At 44.1% G+C, this 15,369-nt stretch carries 16 protein-coding genes; 13 read left to right on the plus strand and 3 right to left on the minus strand.

Annotation, left to right across the window (positions count from 1 at the left end; genetic code table 11):
- Nucleotides 1-138 precede the first annotated feature (138 nt).
- Both V6W81_RS08000 and V6W81_RS08005 read left to right on the plus strand, forming a co-directional pair.
- Entirely contained in the window at nt 139-945 is an 807-nt protein-coding gene (locus V6W81_RS08000; protein WP_338542531.1) for a hypothetical protein, read from the plus strand.
- Nucleotides 942-1,502 carry a GNAT family N-acetyltransferase gene (locus tag V6W81_RS08005; RefSeq protein WP_338542533.1) on the plus strand — a complete coding sequence of 187 codons (561 nt, stop codon included), beginning with the start codon at nt 942-944 and terminating at the stop codon, nt 1,500-1,502. Before V6W81_RS08000 ends, V6W81_RS08005 begins: the two co-directional genes overlap by 4 nt.
- A gap of 62 nt (nt 1,503-1,564) precedes the next feature.
- Here the strand turns inward: V6W81_RS08005 and V6W81_RS08010 are convergent, their stop codons facing one another.
- The gene (locus V6W81_RS08010; RefSeq protein ID WP_338542535.1) at nt 1,565-2,620 is read right to left on the minus strand and encodes an anti sigma factor C-terminal domain-containing protein; all 1,056 of its coding nucleotides are present in this window, start codon (nt 2,618-2,620) and stop codon (nt 1,565-1,567) included.
- A 2-nt stretch (nt 2,621-2,622) separates the two neighbouring features.
- Complete coding sequence (locus V6W81_RS08015; RefSeq protein ID WP_338542537.1) at nt 2,623-3,132, minus strand: RNA polymerase sigma factor; 510 nt, start codon at nt 3,130-3,132, stop codon at nt 2,623-2,625.
- 113 nt (nt 3,133-3,245) lie between these two features.
- On the opposite strand from V6W81_RS08015, the gene V6W81_RS08020 reads away from it, so the two are divergent.
- The 4 genes from V6W81_RS08020 (at nt 3,246) to V6W81_RS08035 (ending at nt 7,184) form a co-directional block, all read left to right on the plus strand.
- Complete coding sequence (locus V6W81_RS08020) at nt 3,246-4,022, plus strand: Cof-type HAD-IIB family hydrolase (RefSeq protein ID WP_338543971.1); 777 nt, start codon at nt 3,246-3,248, stop codon at nt 4,020-4,022.
- A gap of 73 nt (nt 4,023-4,095) precedes the next feature.
- Complete coding sequence (locus V6W81_RS08025) at nt 4,096-5,073, plus strand: S66 family peptidase (RefSeq protein ID WP_338542539.1); 978 nt, start codon at nt 4,096-4,098, stop codon at nt 5,071-5,073.
- A gap of 121 nt (nt 5,074-5,194) precedes the next feature.
- Entirely contained in the window at nt 5,195-5,845 is a 651-nt protein-coding gene (locus tag V6W81_RS08030) for a DUF3298 and DUF4163 domain-containing protein (protein WP_338542541.1), read from the plus strand.
- 310 nt (nt 5,846-6,155) lie between these two features.
- Nucleotides 6,156-7,184, plus strand: coding sequence for a glycoside hydrolase family 5 protein (locus V6W81_RS08035; RefSeq protein ID WP_338542543.1), 1,029 nt, complete (start codon nt 6,156-6,158; stop codon nt 7,182-7,184).
- 84 nt (nt 7,185-7,268) lie between these two features.
- On the opposite strand, the gene V6W81_RS08040 is transcribed toward V6W81_RS08035, so the two are convergent.
- The gene (locus V6W81_RS08040; protein ID WP_338542544.1) at nt 7,269-8,426 is read right to left on the minus strand and encodes a glycosyltransferase family 4 protein; all 1,158 of its coding nucleotides are present in this window, start codon (nt 8,424-8,426) and stop codon (nt 7,269-7,271) included.
- A 271-nt stretch (nt 8,427-8,697) separates the two neighbouring features.
- Between V6W81_RS08040 and V6W81_RS08045 the strand changes: the two genes are divergently transcribed.
- The 7 genes from V6W81_RS08045 to mngB all read left to right on the plus strand — a co-directional run bounded on the left by V6W81_RS08045 (nt 8,698) and on the right by mngB (nt 15,350).
- Nucleotides 8,698-9,267 carry a DMP19 family protein gene (locus V6W81_RS08045; RefSeq protein WP_338542545.1) on the plus strand — a complete coding sequence of 190 codons (570 nt, stop codon included), beginning with the start codon at nt 8,698-8,700 and terminating at the stop codon, nt 9,265-9,267.
- 55 nt (nt 9,268-9,322) lie between these two features.
- Nucleotides 9,323-9,868, plus strand: a complete 546-nt coding sequence (locus V6W81_RS08050; protein ID WP_145048055.1) for an AAA family ATPase — start codon at nt 9,323-9,325, stop codon at nt 9,866-9,868.
- Nucleotides 9,869-9,908: 40 nt separating this feature from the next.
- On the plus strand, nt 9,909-10,199 hold the full coding sequence (locus tag V6W81_RS08055; RefSeq protein WP_338542548.1) for a hypothetical protein: 291 nt from the start codon (nt 9,909-9,911) through the stop codon (nt 10,197-10,199).
- Between the two features lie 262 nt (nt 10,200-10,461).
- Nucleotides 10,462-10,917: a PTS sugar transporter subunit IIA gene (locus V6W81_RS08060; RefSeq protein WP_056698862.1), complete on the plus strand. Its 456-nt coding sequence runs from the start codon at nt 10,462-10,464 to the stop codon at nt 10,915-10,917.
- Nucleotides 10,917-11,234 (plus strand): PTS fructose transporter subunit IIB, encoded by a 318-nt coding sequence (locus V6W81_RS08065; protein WP_056698859.1) that lies wholly within the window; start codon nt 10,917-10,919, stop codon nt 11,232-11,234. Before V6W81_RS08060 ends, V6W81_RS08065 begins: the two co-directional genes overlap by 1 nt.
- 28 nt (nt 11,235-11,262) lie before the next feature.
- On the plus strand, nt 11,263-12,381 hold the full coding sequence (locus tag V6W81_RS08070) for a PTS fructose transporter subunit IIC (protein ID WP_145048052.1): 1,119 nt from the start codon (nt 11,263-11,265) through the stop codon (nt 12,379-12,381).
- A 284-nt stretch (nt 12,382-12,665) separates the two neighbouring features.
- Nucleotides 12,666-15,350 carry a mannosylglycerate hydrolase gene (gene mngB / locus V6W81_RS08075; RefSeq protein ID WP_338542552.1) on the plus strand — a complete coding sequence of 895 codons (2,685 nt, stop codon included), beginning with the start codon at nt 12,666-12,668 and terminating at the stop codon, nt 15,348-15,350.
- The last annotated feature ends 19 nt before the right edge of the window (nt 15,351-15,369 follow it).

Raw genomic sequence — 15,369 nt, forward strand, 5'->3', positions numbered from 1 at the left:
GGTTGTTCTGTCATCGAAGTGACCAATGTGAATATTCTTTAGTTCAATAAAAATAGAATTATCATTTTTCTCTCAGTGTTTTATTGATCTTTTATTGGTATGATTGCATTATCACTCCATTTAAGAGAGGTTAATGATATGGATACCTTTTTAGAACAAATTAATGAGCTACAGGTGATTCAAAAAGATCTGGTAAGCATACACCCGATGTTTGCAGAGTATTATCCGGTGGTTGTAGCCTACGAATCTCTTCTATATATCTACGATTATTCCATAGATACACAGCAGTATGAATGGGTCAAAACCGTTCCAGATGACATGAACATTCCAGAGGAATGTATGGCAGCATTTCCAATACCTCATATGGATTGGCGCGTATGTGCGGTCGTTACCGATGCGGTGTTCCAAAGCTTTGAACAGAAGGTCTATCTGTTTCATGAATTCGTCCATTGTTATGTGTATGAACAGTACAGAGAGCAGGTTGGCGGGCGTATTGGTATCAAAAGCACGATGGAGCAGCGAAAACGGGTAAGCTGGGAAATTGATTATGAGTTTCCGTATGACGATGAGACGGTTGTTGGTATCATGGACGAGCTTAATCTTGCACTACAGCATAAGGACATCCAGCACGTAAGAGAGATTCGAACACAGTTATTCAGCTCACTTAGCTTAGAAGCCGGTGAATTCTGGAACTGGCTGGAGTGGAATGAGGGCTACGCTCGATATATCGAGAACTTAATCCGAGCAAAGTTCGATTTGCAACAGAATCATGTGGGAACAGAGAAACCGTTTAGTCGGCTTGTTTTCTATGCAACTGGCTCAGCCTATATTGATCTGCTCGTTCAAGAGCAGCCGGTGCATCATAGAGACCTGGCGCAATTATTTGAACAGTTACAAGCAGAACGTGTGAATGTTGAACTGAAACGGAGAGAACAAGACGTATGAATCGCCTGATTACCATTCATCCCTTAACGGTATCAGATGTGGATAGCGCCAACTTGGTGTTTGAGACAGCCATTCGAGGTGCGTTTCAGGACGAAGGTTTGGATACTCTACATGATGACTTCTGGAATGAAGTGAATGACAAAAAAAGGCTGCTCCAAATGGCCTTGCAACAAAGCCATAATCAGGATGAAACGATGTTTTTTCTCCTAGCGAAGAGGGAAGATACAGTCGTTGGAACGATATCCTTTGCGCCTTGTAGTGAGTTAATTCGTGAGGGCACCAATCAGGAACTGGCAGATATCGGTGAACTGGGTACGTTGTACATTTTACCTGAGCTACAAGGTCAGGGAATCGGTTCTGCTCTAATTCAGGCGTTAATCGGTGAACTTCAGCGGCGTGGTCTAGAAAAGTTCTGTCTGGATAGCGGTTATAAGAATGCCCAAAAGCGCTGGAAAAGGAAATTCGGTAAGCCTCACACCGTGTTGCAAGATCACTGGGGAGAAGGTACAGACCATATGATCTGGCTGTGTGACGTAAAGGATTTCGCAGCCCAATAACACATAAACAAGAAAGAGATGATCCTCTGTCGAACAGGAATCATCTCTTTTTTTACAATGGCTTAATTCCAATTCCATATCTCTACGCGATTTAGTTGGAATTGATGAAATTCCGGCAGCTTTGTTATTTTTTCCAACTCACGTACAGGCCCTGTAACGACAGCGCCATAGACTTGCACACCATTTTTTTTCAAATAGGCAAGACGTTGCTGATCCACATCCAAACCATTGTATTGTACATTATTAGTCATCCATTCCAGATCAGACATCATAGCTTGAACTTGCTCTTGCATCTGTTCTGCTTCGTCTGGTGCAAAGTAGGCATACCAACTAGAACCAGTTTCTCCGAATAAGGTAAGAGGTTTGAGCGTGAGATGAGGCGTCATATAGTCGTACATACCCGAGCGTGAATAGGAGATATCGAACTCCTTCAACTCACCTGCATAGATTGACATCGCGGTTACCCCAACATCGTAATTGGCGAGAAGCTTCATCAGTTGTTCTGGAGATATTAGATTTTTCACGGATAGGGATAACTCTGCAACATGCCCATCATCAATTTTAGCAAGCCTCTTCATAGGATTACTATCACTCGAATCGCTGGTGGGAGCAGCCTGGTCAGACACTAGAGAGTATGGGAGGAAAAATGGCCCTGTATTGTTGCCGTTCATATATGCTCCTGTATTGGTAATCGTATAGCTCAATTTGCCACTGATACTTAGTTCCGCTTCAATCTCTCCAGTGATTACTTCCCATGAGCCTACTTGTCGATATATTTTTAGATTGGCTTTTTGTGTTAGAAATGGACTAACCTCAAAAGCTTCATGAACGGGTTTTTCTACACGCAGCCCATCACCGTGCATCTCTACAACAGATACGATGGAACGTAGGAAGTCATTGCGTACTTTTGATTGATCGAAGTAGATGTGTAGTGATGATACATAGATATGGTAGAGGATAAATACGAGAAATAGAGCACCTCCTGCGTTAAGGAAAAATTTCCACCTCGTCTTCCATACCATGCGTTTGAACTGCTTTTGACCCCATTCAGGATGAAGATTCTCGAAATCTTCTTCTTGAAGGACACGCTGCTCATCATGTTCTGTGTGATTAGACATTCTCAATCGTCTCCTTTCATTTGAAGCATCTCTGCTTTGAATCGTTCTCTGGCACGAAAAAGGGTAACCTTGACCTGGTTCATATTCATATCCAGAATTTCGCAAAGCTCCTTGTAAGATAACTCGTTCATTTCGCGTAGTAACAATATGGTTCGATACTGTTCAGGAAGCTTCTTCATCACCTGTTGAATACGAATCGTTCGTTCACGTGCGTTGAGTACTTCCTCTGGGGAACAGTATGTATTTTCTGTGCCTTGCTGTTCCAGCTCTCGATTCATTTGCATTTCACCACGTTGTTTACGATACCAATCGATAAATAAGTGCCGGGCTACTTTGTATAACCACGCTCTGGCGTAGCTTGCATGCTCGGCTTTCATAGATACCATAGCTCTGTAGAATGTTTCTTGAACTAACTCCTCAGCGGTCTCCTGAGATCCACACATGCGGTAGAGATAGAGATGCAGGGAGGATTGGTACTGCTTGAATAGTTCGGCATATAGATCACTCCTCATTTCAAGTTTCCTCCTCCTTCTCTTAAGACAACGGGGCAATGTCAATTATGTTACAGTACATTTGCAAATATTAGGAGGGTTCTTTGGTGAACAAGCAAAAGCACATGCATGAAATGATTAAAATTGTATTTATGGATATAGACGGAACCTTATTAAGCGAGGTGGATCGAACGCTATCACCTCGGACAGAGCGATCGATTCAAGAGCTACTTCGCCGAGGAATCCAAGTCGTCTTGGTAACAGGCAGACCCTATAATCTATGTGAGGAATTCAGGAGATTGGGCATCGATACGATCATTTCAGCCAATGGGGCCTTGATTAAGAGTGGAGAACAAGTGATCCATAAGTCTATACTCTCACCCGACATGGTAAGAACGTTCAGTGAATTTGCACAGGAGAATGGTCATGGTATTTCCTATTTTACAGAGACGTTTGAGATGAACGAGGACTTTGAAACCGATGTACGTATTACGGATGCATTAAGAGACACGTTGGGCATTATGGAGTACCCTAGGAGAATTAATTCGTTAGAGAGCGAAATATATTGTCTCTGTCTATATGCAGATCAAGCAGAAGCGGAGATATATCAAAGGCAGTTTCCATCCCTGAATTTTGTGCGTTTCCATGAGTATGTATCCAATGTGTTAGAAGAGAATGTAGTATCGAAGTCAGTCGCTGCAGAGAAAGTACTCACGTTTCTAAACATTTCCCGAGAAGATGCGATGGCGTTTGGAGACGGGGAGAATGATATCGATCTGTTGGAGTATGTTGGTCTTGGTATCGCGATGGGGAACGGGGGAGAACGAATTAAGTTAAGTGCAGACTATGTTACGCGAAAAGCAAGTGAGGATGGGATTACGCATGCATTAAAGGCATTTAAGCTCATCTGATGATATCCTAATTATGGATTTTCATGTAGAATGGTGTGAATCTTCTAAAAAGAAATAAGGAGGAATTTTCCCTATGATTGCACCTAAACTGCAACCAGGAGACGAAGTTCGTGTGATCTCCCCATCGAGAAGTCTCTCCATTATAGAAGAGGAGCATATCCAGCTTGCCAAACAACGATTGGAGGCCTTGGGTCTAATCGTCTCTTTTTCGGCTAACGCATATGAGATGGATGATTTTGCTTCGTCCTCTATTGAATCGCGTATTCAAGATTTGCATGCAGCCTTTGCTGATCCACAAGTCAAAGGAATACTGGCAACCATTGGTGGGTTCAACTCCAATCAGTTGCTGCAATATATCGACTATTCACTTATTCAGGCCAATCCGAAGCGGTTCTGTGGCTACTCCGATATTACTGCATTGAGTACCGCTATCTATACGAAGACAGGGCTGATAACCTATTCGGGTCCTGCGTTCTCGACGTTTGCTATACTTCATGGCAACGAATACACCGTCGAGTTTTACAAGAAAATGATGATGGGATCGGCCGATTCAATTCTCGTTACACCCTCTGAAGCATGGAGTGATGATGCGTGGTATCGGGATCAGGAGAATCGTCAGTTTATTACGAACCAAGGACCGGTGATTCTGAACGAAGGACAGGCAGAAGGAACCATCATTGGTGGGAATCTATGCACACTGAATTTACTTCAAGGCACAGAATATATGCCTTCTCTAGAAGGGACAGTCCTGTTCGTTGAGGATGACTATATGGCCGACCCGCCTACATTCGATCGTGATCTCCAATCACTTATCCATCAGCCTGGATTCGAACAAGTGAGAGGGCTAGTCATTGGTAGATTCCAGAAAGCATCAGGAATGACACCGCAATTATTAGAGAAAATCATTCACAGCAAGCGAGAATTAACGCAGATTCCGGTTATTGCAGATGTCGATTTTGGACATACCGCACCACACTTTACCTTCCCTATTGGGGGCAAGACTAAGCTTAACGCACAAGGCATGAGCGTAGAACTCTGGATTTCGGAGTAAATGTCGGAGTGAAAAATTAATGGATACCTTACTTGTTAAAAATAGGAATGGTTAATATAATTACGTTTGGCATATGTAAGTAGACAATCCCACAGCCGATGTGGAAATTTAGAGGTGAATCATGAAATTTAGATGGATGTATGTTCTTATTCTTGCTCTAATAACTACAATCATCTTACCTACAGCAGATGCAAGTGCAGCAGGTACGATCGCAGTGAAATCGAAAGTGCTTTATTACAAAGGCCAACCGTACATAGAGCTTTCAGGTGGAAACAAGAGTGTGACAGCGAAGCTTAATAAGATGTTTAAGGTACATGCAGTTAACATTGTGAGTGCAGACAAAAAGATTAAAAAGGAAAATAAAAAGTACTCTGTAAGCACCACAAGTGCTACAGTGAAATTCAATCAGAAAGAAAAAATATCTGTTGTGTACGAGGATTACATCTATGCAGGAGCAGCACATGGTTTTCCATCCTCTACGTCCTACAACTATGATCTTAGAACGGGCAAGGAACTGAAGTTTACAAATTTTGTGCAAAATGATGACCAACTAGCCAATCTAGAAGACTCGATCTCAAGCAGCCTTAGAGCGATGTATAATGCGAATCAAGGTATTTTTGAAGAAAATATTAATGATTTTCCATTGGATCAAGATCCTGCATTTTACCTCTATGATAAGGGGATCGTAATTCGCTTCTATCCTTATGAAGTTGCCCCATACGCTGCAGGATTCGTTGATGTTAAAGTTCCTTATAGCAAAATAAGCAAATAGATTTAAGAGTCAAGATGACGATTATGAAACTAGGTTTAACCAAGCATGGTTCTTAACTGAATCATGCTTTTTTATTATTTTCAGTTCCATGACTAGTGGAATGCACGAGCGATAGACGAGTACATACATATTTTTATAAAAATATTTAAAATATTCTAAATAATTCCAGTATATTTCGTCATTTTATAGTATATTTAAGGTATTCGGGAGGTGATAGAGGAACAATGCAACGTTAGTGATCTGTATGGCTTCTATGTGCATGCATACCGTAAGCGAAGCTTAACCCATTCCATGAAGGAGGTTTTAGTTGATGCCTATTGGTTGTTGGTTACGAAAAGCCGTTCTGTTGACCTTATCGTTCATGTTAGTATCTGTCGCATATTCACCCCATCCGGCTTCGGCAAATGCAAGTCCTGTGCAAGGATTTCATGTAAGCGGTACCAATTTATTGGATGCTACGGGAGCTCCGTTTGTTATGCGTGGTATAAACCATGCGCATACCTGGTTTAAGAACGATCTGGAAACTGCGATTCCAGCTATCGCGGCGACAGGTTCTAACACTGTACGAGTCGTACTATCGAATGGAAGCCGCTGGACAGCGGACTCGCTTGCTGATGTGGAGCGAATTCTAGCACTCTGTGACCAGTACCAGCTGACAGTTATGCTGGAAGTTCATGATGCAACGGGTTCCGATAGTTTAGCGGAGCTTAAGAAGGCTTCGGATTATTTTATCAGCATCAAGCAGGCGTTAATTGGTAAGGAGGATCGTGTCATCGTGAACATTGCCAATGAGTGGTATGGTTCATGGAGCACGGATGTATGGGCAGCCGGATATCAGCAGGTCATTCCTGAGCTTCGTCAGGCGGGGATTCGCAATACCCTTGTGGTAGATACAGCAGGATGGGGACAGTACCCAACGGCGATCTTTGACAAAGGATTAGATGTCTTTAACTCCGACCCACTCGCAAACACGATCTTCTCCATTCACATGTACGAATATGCAGGAGGAAATGCAGCCACGGTAAAAAATAACATTGATCAAGCGCTCGCTATTGGCGTGCCTGTTATCGTTGGAGAGTTTGGCTTCCAGCATACCAGTGGTGACGTGGATGAGGCGACTATTATGAGTTACGCTCAGCAAAAAGGAGTAGGCTGGCTCGCCTGGTCTTGGTATGGAAATGGCGGTGGTGTGGAGTACCTTGATCTGAATAATGGTCCAGCGGGTGCACTGACGAATTGGGGACAAACGGTTGTGAATGGCCCTAACGGTACGCAGCAAACGTCGGTTCTGAATCGGATCTACACCATGCCAGGCTACCAACCGGTTCCTGCAACATAGGTGATAATAAACACATACTAGCCCAACTGTACCTGCGTCAGGAGTTCTTATGAAAACCTGCCGCAGGTAGATTGGAGGGTGAACCTAGGCGGAGGAAAAGGTTGTTTTGAAGCGCCGATTCCGCTGCTCAATAATCTTCTCATAGTCTGCAATGAGCTGGTCGAAGATGTTCTCCCATGACCGCTGTTGTGCAAGTTTTCGCCCATGTATGCCCATGACTTGAAGCTGCTCAGGATGATTTGCCCACAGACCTATCTCACGAATCAGTGCATCTGCATGCCCCGGTTCAAACAATATGCCACTTCGATGGTCAGCCACCAGATCCCTTACACCGCCAGCATTAGCTGCTAATACAGGCAAGCCCGAAGCCATGGCCTCCAGCACGACATTGCCGAACGTTTCCGTACAGGAAGGAAATACAAATAGATCTGCCGAAGCATACATATGAGCAAGCTCATCCCCATGCAAATAACCAGTGAATGTTACATTTGCTGGTGCTTGTTGACGCATTTTGGGGAGTAGTGGTCCATCGCCAACGATAACCCAGTGAATACGCGACTGCAGCTCAGCCGGTAAATGCTGCATCGCCATAGTAAGTGTGCCGATATCCTTCTCAGGCGCGATTCTTCCAACGTAGAGCAGGATGAGCGGAGCAGTAATCCCATGACGAATACGGAATTCAGAATTTCGTTTATCCGGTGTATATAGATTGCAGTCAATTCCGCGCGACCATTGCTTTAATCGCTGAATGCCTTGTTTGTGCAACGATTCGAGAGTCTCCAGTGAAGGGGCGAATGTAGCGTCGGCTCCGCGGTGAAACCATTGGACATACTTCCAGTAGAGGGGAATCATGCTTTTTAATCTGTAATATTCGAGGTAACGATCGAAGTGTGTATGATAGGATACGACATGCGGAAGATGATATTTGTGTGCATAACGGAGGCCAAGCAGTCCCATATTGAATGGCGTGGAGATATGTAACAGATCCGGCTGAAAAGCCTGCAATTGTTTGTAGGTGGAGGTTCTGCTGGGTAGAGCAATTCGACATTCGGGATAGAGGAAAAATGGGATATTAGCAACAGGCCGCACTGGACAATCATCATTGCTCTCGATAATGGAGTTAGGTGTGAATAACAGATGTTCGATCCCTCTGCGCTGCATATGGGTACTCCAACGTTCGAGCGTGGCAGCAACGCCATTCGTATCTGGAGCATAAGTATCCGTGAACAAGGCCAGGCGCATGATCATCCCTCCCGTGACTCTTGATGCCAAGATCATAACAACCGTTCATTATGGAGAAGTCAACGGCACGTTAACTTATTGCGTTTTCTTGTAAATTGTAAGCACGATACAACACATCCGTTTTCTAAGCTGGTAAGTATTCTGACGGCATATCTTGTACAGCATATTCTGCTATGATGGGATGAGGTGTCGGCGCATTCTGATAGCACATAATGGTAAGTCGTCATGTTAATTTGTTCGTTAAAGATAGAGAATTATTGGAGGCAGAGGAATGAAACAATTAATAGAAGAATTACAGGAATTATTACCTTTGGATCAACTTGAATCCATGTCAGGTGAAGAAGTGGTGGGTAGCGTAGCGATGGATCTATACCGCGCTGAATTTGCAACGATAAGAGAATGTGGAACAGAGATCCCGCAAATCTTACGAGAAATGATCCTGATTATTGAACTAGATACTGAATTATCAATGAATGGAATAGCCGGATATTTGGAAAATTCAAGTGGGCAATTTTTAAGTGAAACGACAGCAGTATTACAGCGGATCGGTAATGAGACGGATGCTGAGATTATGCAGAACATTCAAGACATGTTATCTTCGAACGGTGTGAGTACTGCACAGCTTAGAGAAAATGTGAATGGGTTGTCTGAAGGGGAGGTAACGAATTCCTTGGAGGTGCATGGACAGCAGATTCATGAGGTCATGCAACAAGTACAGCTTGCTGCGGAAGGATTACTGATGCAATCTGACAATGAAGAAGTATTTGAAATGCTCTATCAGTATGTGGATGCGAACATGGACAGTTTGAAGCAACAGTTGGAGCAGCTCTTATCTAAATAATGAAGCGAACTTAATATGTATACACGACGAACGTGATACGGAGGAGTGGACTTACATGATTGTGATGATCAATGGAGCATTTGGCGCAGGTAAAACGTCGGCAGCGAACCAGCTACAGCCATTAATACCAAACAGTATGATCTTTGACCCTGAAGAGATTGGTTATATGCTGCGAAAGGTGATTCCAGAGGACGTAAGAATGAAGGAAGAGCGCACAGACGATTTTCAGGATATGGAGCTATGGAAAATCCTTACCGTAACCATCGCCCGTGAACTGAGGCATAAGTATGATAAACACTTAATTGTGCCGATGACAATCTATGATACAGAACGCTTCGAATATATTTATCGTGGGCTTAGTGAATTAGATAGCAATCTATATCATTTTACGCTGATGACTTCAATGGATACATTGCATGAGAGGTTAGCCAAACGCGGCGATAAGCTAGGTGGGTGGACGTACCAACAAGCGGTTAAATGTCTAGAGGCATTTCAGGATGCACGGTTCGAACAACATATTATAACCGATGATCTAACTACGGATGATGTGGTCAAGCACATTTATTCCAACGTGATGCAGAAGGAATTGGCTTTGGAATAGCGTTCAACCCTACAATCCTAATCCTAAGGAGGACTAAGCGATGAGATTGAACAAACCATTGGTGCTTGAATCCATCATCGTAAGTTTACTGTTAACCGTAGGCATCATCTGTTGGCAAGTCATCCAAGGTATGATATTAACGTACCAATATGAACCGGCTATTGCAGACAGCTATGCCTCTGCGGAGAAATTGCAATCTACAGTTGCGTTCGGGACGGTTGTTCGAGCTGATCTGACATTCATGTTATTGATTGGAGCGGGATTTATTCTATTCACATGTTTGTACTACTGTGTTCGTTTAAGAATGAAGCAACGGAAGGCACATTTGTAACGAAATGCTCGTGAAACAACCTGGATGTATTTGAAAAAAACATAGATACTGTTAACAAATACATGCTGGGTTATCGTTCACCCTTCAATTAAACATAGTTCACTATCTTCCCTGAGTCCTTCTGGACTCGGGGTTTTTGAGTTAATCTAATGTTTTTCCGGTTCGAAGGGGAAATTTTGTATATCCAAGCTGGTCAAACAATCCGTTACAATGATCTTGTAAGCGCTTATCGTGTTGGATAGAGAGAGGAGAGACAGGAATCATGATTACAACAGATCAGATTTATCTGGATCAATCATTGCCTAACAAAGAGGATGTATTTCAATTCATTTCCGCAGAAGCTGAACGTTATCACATTACAAGTAACCGCGAGCAGCTTGAAGCTGATTTGTGGGAGCGTGAACAAGTCTATTCCACGGGGTTGCAAGATCACTTCGCAATTCCACATACGCAGAGCGAAGCAGTGACTCGTCCAGCGGTGATGGTGATTCGTTTGAACGAGCCGATTGACTGGGAATCTCATGATGGGAAGCCCGTGAAATACATTTTTGTCATACTGGTACCGAAGGGTCATGTGGACGTATCTCATCTGAGGATCATTTCCTCACTTGCCACGTTATTACTCGAAGATTCATTCAAAGAGGGCATTGCAGCAGCGGCGAAGCCGGAAGATGTATATGGCTTGCTTCATCAATATACGGAAGGATTGGTGTCATAATGAAAATCGTAGGTGTAACGTCATGTATCGCAGGGCTTGCTCACACGCCAATGGCAGCAAAAGCATTGGAGAAGGCAGCAGTACAATTGGGTTACGAGATCAAAGTCGAGCAGCAAGGTGCGATGGGTCAAGTGAACAAGCTGACAGAGGAAGATATTGCAGCGGCTAATTTTGTACTCATTGCTTCGGATCAAACGGTGAAGGATATGGAGCGATTCGGCGATAAGAAGGTCGTACGTGTCAAAATTGGTCATGCGGTTAGTCAAGCTGAAGCGGTACTAACCAAAGCGGTAGAAGCGGTAAAAGCACAATCCTAAATTATCTTCCATATGAGGAGAGAGTAAGATGAGAAAATGGTTTGGTGAAGCAAAAACACATCTCATGACAGGTATATCCTACCTGCTGCCAGTTATTATCGCGGGTTCCTTGGTTGTAGCGATCTGTAAGATCATCGCGTTGTCGATGGGCATAACAGACCTTGATCCATATAAAGATGGAAGCGGATTCTTGCATATTTTATACCTGGTACAAAATGTAGGTTGGAGTGGTATCGGGCTACTGACCATTGTATTGTCTGGTTACATTGCTTATTCCATTGCTGACAAACCGGCGCTGGCCGCAGGTCTGATCGGTGGGGTATTGGCTCAACAGACAAACGCAGGTTTCCTAGGCGCGCTCATTTCGGGTTTCTTTGCCGGATATATCACGCTCTGGGTCAAAAATAAAGTTAAAATCACAGGTCCAGCCGCGGGTTCGGTGCCCTTAATCATTTTGCCGCTGATCACTGTGGGACTTACGGGTTTCCTGATGGCCGTTGTTCTTGGCGGTCCACTGGGTGCACTCAATGATTACCTGATTACATGGGTACAGAACATGAGTCAGAGCGGAACCAATACAGTCTTGCTTGCTATTATTCTGGGCGCGATGATCGGATTCGATCTCGGCGGACCAGTGAACAAAGCCGCTTGGATGGCAGGTAACGCGTTGTTCCTGTCTGGTGTATATCTGCCTAATGTGTTTATCAACATTGCGATCTGTATTCCACCACTTGGCTACGGTTTAGCAACATTGCTGATGAAGAAACGTTTCTCCAAAACGTATCAGGAAGCGGGTAAAGGCGCTGTCATTATGGGTGTCATCGGGATCACAGAAGGAGCAATTCCATTTACGCTGCGTAATCCTGCAAAAATGATTTTGGTCAACATGGTTGCCTGTGCATCAGGTGCAGCATTAACCGCGTTGCTCGGCGCGCACATCATCATGCCACCGATCGGCGGATTGTACGGTGCGATCTCCGTAGGTACACCACTTGCGTACCTTGCCGGAGGTATCTTCGGGGCACTCATTGTTGCGGGCGGAACGATGCTTGTTAACTTCCGTGATGAAGAAGAGAAACAACCTGCTGAAACGAAGGAAGCTTCTGTGAAGAAAAATGGCGAAGAGATTGAACTGGTTTTTGACTAAATAAATGAGGATTTATTAGAACCAATATGTATTCAACTAAACTTTTACACGAGAACGGAGAGGACAGAAATAACGTGAAGAAGCGAAGCGTTCGCCTAAAAGCTTTCTGAAAGAAAGCTACATCGAAAGCATATGCTATCCCCGGATTTTCCCTTTATAGAAGGGAATCAAAAAAATCTGGGGATAACAGCGATCGGAAGGTTGTTCTGTCATCGGAGTGGTTAGTGTAAACATCTTTTAGTTGAACTATATAGAGCTAAATAAGCAACTGGAGGGATACAGAGATGAGTGAGAGAGAACGTACGAAGGTGCATGTTATTCCACACACACACTGGGATCGGGAATGGTACTTCACCACCTCCCGTTCCAAAGTTTATCTAGTCAAACATGTCAAAGAAGTGCTGAACGCACTGGAGAATATAGAAGGATTTCATTATTACCTGTTAGATGCTCAGGGCTCCTTGTTGGATGATTACATCCGTTGGTGTCCAGAGGATGAGGAACGTATTCGTAATCTAGTTTCAGCTAAACGACTCATGACTGGCCCGTGGTATACCCAAACAGATCAGTTGGTCATTTCCAGTGAATCCATGGTTAGAAACCTGTACTATGGAACGGAAACAGCACGCAAATATGGGCATGCCATGAAGGTTGGGTATGTACCCGATGCGTTCGGACAATCAGCACAAATGCCGCAAATTTATCGTGAGTTCGGTATTGAACGCTTCTTGTTCTGGCGCGGGGTGTCCGATAATACGAATCCGCGTACTGAATTTACCTGGGAAGGATCGGACGGTAGCCAAGTATTCGCAGTTCAGATGCCGTTTGGATACTACTACGGAGGAAACATTCCAGAGGATGCCGCGGACTTGCAGCCGTATTTGGAAAAACAGATTGGCGCGCTTGAGAACAAAGCATCAACGCGGCATATTTACTTCCCGAATGGCTTCGACCAAGCACCGATTCGTTTGAATCTGCCTCAATTGATTGAACGCTTCAATCAAATAGATGACAAACGGGAATATGTGATGAATGAGCCGGAACGCTTCATGGCAGAGATTGAAGCAGACAGTCATGATCTGCCGGTACTCCGTGGTGAGTTAATGGAAGCTAAGCATATGCGTATTCACAAATCCATTTTTTCCACACGTGCAGATCTCAAACAACAGAATAACCAGATCGAGAACTTCATAGCGAACATCTTAGAGCCTGTACTTGCCATCAGTCACTCTCTTGGACATGAATATCCGCATCGCATTGTGGAAGATGTCTGGAAGTTGATGTTTGAGAATGCGGCGCATGATAGTATTGGTGGATGCAACAGTGATACTACGAATCAGGACGTTGCTTTCCGTTACAAACAAGCCAATGATATCGCACGCAATCTACTAGATTTGCATATGCGAATGATTGCTTCCACCATTGAGCAGGAGGAGACATTTGCCTTTACCCTGTTCAATACTTTACCGTATGTTCGTGGGGGTGTTACGGAGATCGAAGCGTACATTCCAGAGGAATCGTTTGTTATTCGTGATACGAAGGGAAGAGAACTGGCCTATACGATTGTGGACAAAGTAGATCAGACAGATTATGTGTTAGGACAACACATTGATCTGAATCCAAGTCGTAAAGTCTATCTCCCAGACCGTGTATATCGTGCGAAACTATTAGTAGAACTGCAAGAGGTTCCAGCGATGGGATATACTCAGATCATCTTTGACTTTAGTCAGGGAGCGGCACCAACGATTGATCGACGCAATGATCAGCATATCGAAAATGAATTCTTTGCCATCGTTGTTGAAGATAACGGTACATTAACCATTACAGATAAAACCTCTGGACAGACGTATGTCAATCAGATGGTGTTTGAAGATAACGGTGATGACGGAGATTCTTACAACTATTCACCACCAGAGCGGGATCTTATTGTATCCTCCATTGGTAGCAAACTGAATGTGACAACAGCGAAGACCACCGTTCTTGAAGAACTTCAACTGGGATGCACACTGAATGTGCCTGCGGATCTGCATGAACGTGAAGCAGGAATAAGCTCGGGACAACTGCCAATCCAAGTTCAAGTAGGACTTCGTAAGGGGGAGCAATTGATCCGCTTTGAGGTTCAGGTACAAAATCAGGTGCTTAGCCACCGACTACGTGTACTCTTTGATACAGGTCTAGCTTCCTCCTTATCGATTGCAGATCAGCCTTTTGGTGTCATTGCTCGTCCTACATCCCTGCCTGAAGCCCAAGTGTGGGAACGTGAGAAGTGGCAAGAGAAGCCGATTACGATTGAAGCGATGCAGAGTTATGCGGGATTGAATGACGGTAATCGTGGCATCGTAGTGATCACCGAAGGAGTGCGTGAGTACGAGATTGTAGGCGAGAAGATGGATACTATTGCCTTGACCTTGTTCCGAACGTTTGGTTTCATGGGTAAAGAAAATCTTGTGTATCGCCCGGGGCGAGCTTCGGGAGAGAAAATCGTTGCTACACCAGATGCCCAGTTGCTGGGTGAACTGAACTTCTCGTTTGCATTGTATATCCACCATGCTGGACTGGATGAAGCGAAGGTAGCGCATGTTGCGCGTGAATATTTAACCCCGATCGCCAGCTATCAATTGTGTGACTTTTTGAATGGCCGATTGATCTTCGCCTTCCGTGATGAAGAGCGTACATTGCCACAGAACTACAGTTTGATGTCATTTAATGAGGAATCTAATGCTGTACTCAGCGCATTCAAGAAAGCGGAGCATAGTGATGGTTATATTATCCGTGTCTTCAATCCGTACTTGAAGCAAAATGCACAAGCAACAGTTCAGTTTAATCAGTCGGTTTCGGTGGAACGAGTATCCCTGGCGGAGCAGTCTTTGGAGCCAGCGCAGGTTATTGCGAATAAAGAGCAAGTCATTCCATTGCCTGAGCTTACCCATTGCAAGCTGTTGACCGTCCTTGTATCTAAGTCGAATTAATATAAACACTGTTCACAGT

Origin of the sequence: Paenibacillus tundrae, from assembly GCF_036884255.1 — a bacterium.
Taxonomy (GTDB): Bacteria; Bacillota; Bacilli; order Paenibacillales; family Paenibacillaceae; genus Paenibacillus.